Origin of the sequence: Cellulomonas hominis, assembly GCF_005239125.1 — a bacterium.
Classification (GTDB): domain Bacteria; phylum Actinomycetota; class Actinomycetes; order Actinomycetales; family Cellulomonadaceae; genus Cellulomonas; species Cellulomonas hominis_A.
In genome coordinates, this window is record NZ_SZYE01000245.1 from 1 (window position 1) to 4,540 (window position 4,540).

Below are 4,540 nucleotides of genomic sequence, written 5' to 3' on the forward strand. Positions count from 1 at the left end.
AGCACGGCGGCCGCCGCGAGCGCGAGGACCCCCGCGGCGAGCGCGGTGCGGACCCCGCCGCCGCCCCGCCGCGGCCCTGCCGGGGGGCGAGCGGCGCTCAGCTGAGGAACGAGTGGTCGGCGTCCGGCCACTGCCCGCCGCGCACCTCCGCGGCGTAGGCGCGGGCGGCCTCGCCGAGCAGCTGCCCGACGGGCGCGAACGCCTTGGCGAACCGCGGCGACCACTCGCCCATGCCGGCCATGTCGGTCCAGACGAGCACCTGGCCGTCGCACTCGGCGCCCGCGCCGATGCCGATGGTCGGGATGCGCAGGATCTCCGTGACCCGGGCGGCGACCGGCGCCGGCACCATCTCCAGGACGACCGCGACCGCGCCCGCCTCCTGCACCGCGAGGGCGTCCTCGGCCAGCCGCTCGGCCGCCTCGTCCCCGCGGCCCTGCACCCGGTGGCCGCCGAGGGTGTTCTCGGACTGCGGGGTGAAGCCCAGGTGCCCGACGACCGGGATGCCGGCGTCGGTGAGCGCGCGGATCTGCGGGGCGACCCGGACGCCGCCCTCGAACTTCACGGCGTGCGCCCCGGCCTCCTTGAGGTACCGGGCCGCGGTGGCGAGCGCCTGCGCCGGGCCGGCCTCGTACGAGCCGAACGGCAGGTCCGCGACGACGAGCGCGCGGCGGGCCGCCCGCACGACGGCGCGGGTCGGCGGGATCATCTCGTCCACGGTGACCGGGATCGGCGACGCGTGACCCAGCATCGTGTTGCCGATCGAGTCGCCGACCAGCAGCAGGTCGATGCCCGCGTCGTCGAAGATGCGCGCCGTCGCGAAGTCGTAGGCGGTGAGCATGGTCAGTCGCTCGCCGCGCTCCTTGGCCTCGGCGAGGTGGTGCACGCGGACCCGCCGCGGGGCCGGTGCGCCCGCGGGGGTGCCGGGGGTGGCCGGGGTGGCTGCCGGGTTCGGCTGCTCGGACATCAGTGCTGCTCCACGGTGTCGGTGGTCGTGCCGGTCGCGCGCGCGGTGGCCTCCGCCGAGGCGGCGGTGTCCACGGGCTCGCGCCAGCGCGTGGTGATCGGCAGCCTACGGTCCCGGCCGAACGCCAGGGCCGTGACCTTGGGGCCGAGCGGGTACTGCCGGCGCTTCCACTCGGCGCGGTCGACGAGCGAGAGCACCTTGTCGACGATCTCCGGGTCGAAGCCCCGGGCCAGCAGCTCGGCGCGGCCCTCGGCGTGCTCGACGTAGGCGTCCAGCACCTGGTCGAGCAGGTCGTACGGGGGCAGGGAGTCCTGGTCCACCTGGCCCGGGCGGAGCTCCGCGGACGGCGGCTTGGTGATCGAGCTCTCCGGGATCGGCGGGACCAGCCCGGCGTCGACCGCGTGGTGGTTCCGCCACCGGGCCAGCGCCCACACCCGGGACTTGTCGACGTCCTTGAGCGGGGCGTACCCGCCGACGGCGTCGCCGTAGATGGTGGAGTAGCCGACCGCGAGCTCCGTCTTGTTGCCCGTCGCGAGCACCAGGTGGCCCTCGGCGTTGGACAGGGCCATGAGGATCACGCCGCGGACCCGGGCCTGCAGGTTCTCCGCGGCGACGCCCTCGAGCGCCATCTCGCCCTCGAACGCGTCGACCATCGGCTTGATCGCCTGCACCCGGTAGTCGGCGCCGATGCGGGCGGCGAGGTCCGCGGCGTCGTCCTTGGAGTGGTCCGACGACCAGCGGGACGGCATGGACACGCCGACGACCTTGTCGCCGCCGATCGCGTCCGCGGCGATCGCCGCCACCAGCGCGGAGTCGATGCCGCCGGACATCCCGAGCACGACCGACCGGAAGCCGTTCTTGCGCACGTAGCCGGCGAGGCCGGTCACGAGCGCGCGGTAGATCTCCTCGTCCGGGTCGAGCGGCTGCGCCGTCGTCCCGCGCCCGGGCGCCGCGCCGCGTGCCGGCAGGTCCCAGACCAGCAGGTGCTCGACGAACTGCGGCGCGGACGCCAGCAGGGCGCCGTCCGGGCCGATGACGAACGAGCCGCCGTCGAACACCAGGTCGTCCTGGCCGCCGACCATGTTCACGTACGCGAGCGGCGCCGCGACCTCGGCGGCGCGGCGGGCGGCCAGGTCGGTGCGGATGTGGCCCTTGCCCTCCTCGAACGGCGAGCCGTTGATCACGAGCAGCAGGTCGATGTCGTCGTCGGACAGCTCCGCGACCGGGCCGTCCTGCCAGATGTCCTCGCAGATCAGCAGGCCGACGCGGCGGCCGGCCACCTCGACGACGGTGGGCTCGCCGCCGGGCGTGAAGATCCGGAACTCGTCGAACACGCCGTAGTTCGGCAGGTGGTGCTTGTCGTACCGCTGGTGCACCGAGCCGCGCTGCAGCACGACCGCCTGGTTGGTCGGGCGCGCCGGGGCGTCGTCGTGCTCGCGCACGGTGCGCTCGCCGACCGTGCCCACCACGACCGTGAGGTCGCCGAGCCCGGCGTCGTCCAGCGCGCGGGCCAGGTCGGCGAGCGCGCGCTCCGCGCCGCGCCGGAACGAGGCGCGCAGGGCCAGGTCCTCGATCGGGTAGCCGGTGACGGTCATCTCGGGGAACGCCACGAGGTCGGCCCCCGCCTCGGCGGCCTTCCGGGCCCAGGCGAGGACGGCGTCGGCGTTCCCGGCGAGGTCGCCCACGCAGGTGTCGATCTGGGCGAGGGCGACGCGGAGTCCGGTCTGGTCAGGCATACCGGTGAGCCTATTCCGGCCGGGAGGGCCCCGGCGCGACGAGGCCCGGCGCGTGCGTCACCTCGCGGACACACGGATCAGGCAGGATGTCCCCCATGGACAGGCAGCAGGAGTTCGTCCTCCGCACCGTGGAGGAGCGCGACATCCGTTTCATCCGCCTCTGGTTCACCGACGTGCTGGGGACGCTGAAGTCCGTCGCCGTCGCGCCGGCGGAGCTCGAGGCGGCCTTCTCGGAGGGGATCGGGTTCGACGGCTCCTCGATCGAGGGCCTCACCCGGGTCTACGAGGCGGACATGATCGCCAAGCCCGACCCGACGACGTTCCAGGTGCTGCCCTGGCGCGGGGAGCGGCACGGCACCGCGCGGATGTTCTGCGACATCCTCACCCCCGAGGGCGAGCCGTCCCTGGCCGACTCCCGGAACGTGCTCAAGCGCGCGCTGTCCCGGGCCAGCGAGCAGGGCTTCACCTTCTACACGCACCCCGAGGTCGAGTTCTACCTGTTCGACGCGCCGGCCGACCCGACGCAGCCGCTGGTCCCCGTCGACCAGGGCGGCTACTTCGACCACGTGCCGCGCGGCACCGCGCACGACTTCCGGCGCGCGGCGATCACGATGCTGGAGTCCATGGGCATCTCGGTGGAGTTCTCCCACCACGAGGCGGGCCCGGGCCAGAACGAGATCGACCTGCGGTACGCCGACGCCCTGACCACCGCGGACAACATCATGACGTTCCGCACCGTGGTCAAGGAGGTCGCGCTGGAGCAGGGCGTGTTCGCGTCGTTCATGCCGAAGCCGCTGGCGGACCAGCCGGGCTCGGGCATGCACACCCACCTGTCCCTGTTCGAGGGCGACCGGAACGCGTTCCACGAGCCGGGCGGCCACCTGGAGCTGTCGAAGACCGCGCGCTCGTTCATCGCCGGCCTGCTCAAGCACGCCGCCGAGATCACCGCGGTGACGAACCAGTTCACGAACTCGTACAAGCGGCTGTGGGGCGGCTCCGAGGCGCCGAGCTACATCTGCTGGGGCCACAACAACCGGTCCGCGCTGGTCCGGGTGCCGATGTACAAGCCGGGCAAGTCCAACTCGGCGCGCATCGAGTACCGCGCGGTCGACTCCGCCACCAACCCGTACCTGGCGTTCGCGGTGCTGCTGGCCGCGGGGCTCAAGGGCGTCGAGGAGGGCTACGAGCTGCCCGAGGGCGCCGACGACGACGTGTGGGAGCTGACCGACGCCGAGCGCCGCGCGCTGGGCATCGAGCCGCTGCCGGCGACGCTGGAGAACGCGATCGCCGTGATGGAGCGGTCCGAGCTGGTCGCCGAGACGCTGGGCGAGCACGTGTTCGACTTCGTGCTGAAGAACAAGAAGCGGGAGTGGGAGGAGTACCGCTCGCAGGTCACCCCCTACGAGTTGCGCCGCTTCCTCCCGATGCTCTGACGCCGTCGCCGCCGCCGTCGCGTCGAGATCGCAGAAGATGCGGGGTTCCCGGGCCGGGAACCCCGCATCTTCTGCATGCTCGGCGTCCGGGCGAGCGGACGGGGGAGCGCACGTGGGGCGGCCGGGGGCGCGGGGTCGGTAGCGTGAGCGCGTGAGCAGCACGTCGGTCGGTCGGGGCAGCACGCTCGCGGGTCGGCTGACCCGCGCCGGGTTCGCGGACGTCGCGCGCGCGGAGCGGCTGCTGGCCGACGCCGCGCTGCTGCGGCTGGTGGGCGGCGACGACGCCGTCCCCGACGAGGACGCGCCGAGTGCCGCGCACGGACCCGACGGCCTCCCGGGCGCCGCGCTCGCCACCGAGGCGCTGGTCCCCGCGCTGGCCGAGTCCGCCGACCCCGACCAGGCGCTGC

4 protein-coding genes are annotated in these 4,540 nt (G+C 74.0%); 2 read left to right on the top strand and 2 right to left on the bottom strand.

Translation table 11 applies throughout. The features are described from left to right. Positions 1-97: 97 nt before the first annotated feature. Positions 98-964: a 3-methyl-2-oxobutanoate hydroxymethyltransferase gene (panB, locus tag FA014_RS18035; protein WP_154731004.1), complete on the bottom strand. Its 867-nt coding sequence runs from the start codon at positions 962-964 to the stop codon at positions 98-100. Next, positions 964-2,700 (bottom strand): NAD+ synthase, encoded by a 1,737-nt coding sequence (locus FA014_RS18040; protein WP_154731005.1) that lies wholly within the window; start codon positions 2,698-2,700, stop codon positions 964-966. The genes panB and FA014_RS18040 overlap by 1 nt, the downstream gene beginning before the upstream one ends. A 95-nt stretch (positions 2,701-2,795) precedes the next feature. Here FA014_RS18040 and glnA point away from each other — a divergent pair, with 95 nt between their 5' ends. Both glnA and FA014_RS18050 read left to right on the top strand, forming a co-directional pair. Then, positions 2,796-4,133, top strand: coding sequence for a type I glutamate--ammonia ligase (gene glnA / locus FA014_RS18045; RefSeq protein WP_154731006.1), 1,338 nt, complete (start codon positions 2,796-2,798; stop codon positions 4,131-4,133). Positions 4,134-4,284: 151 nt separating this feature from the next. Further along, positions 4,285-4,540, top strand: a 256-nt coding sequence (locus FA014_RS18050; RefSeq protein ID WP_154731007.1) for a hypothetical protein, incomplete at its 3' end; no start/stop codon positions are given.

Excerpts from the sequence above, each read along its gene's own strand:
- panB (WP_154731004.1), bottom strand. The coding sequence starts at position 964 with ATGTCCGAGCAGCCGAACCCGGCAGCCACCCCGGCCACCCCCGGCACC.
- FA014_RS18040 (WP_154731005.1), bottom strand. The coding sequence starts at position 2,700 with ATGCCTGACCAGACCGGACTCCGCGTCGCCCTCGCCCAGATCGACACC.
- glnA (WP_154731006.1), top strand. The coding sequence starts at position 2,796 with ATGGACAGGCAGCAGGAGTTCGTCCTCCGCACCGTGGAGGAGCGCGAC.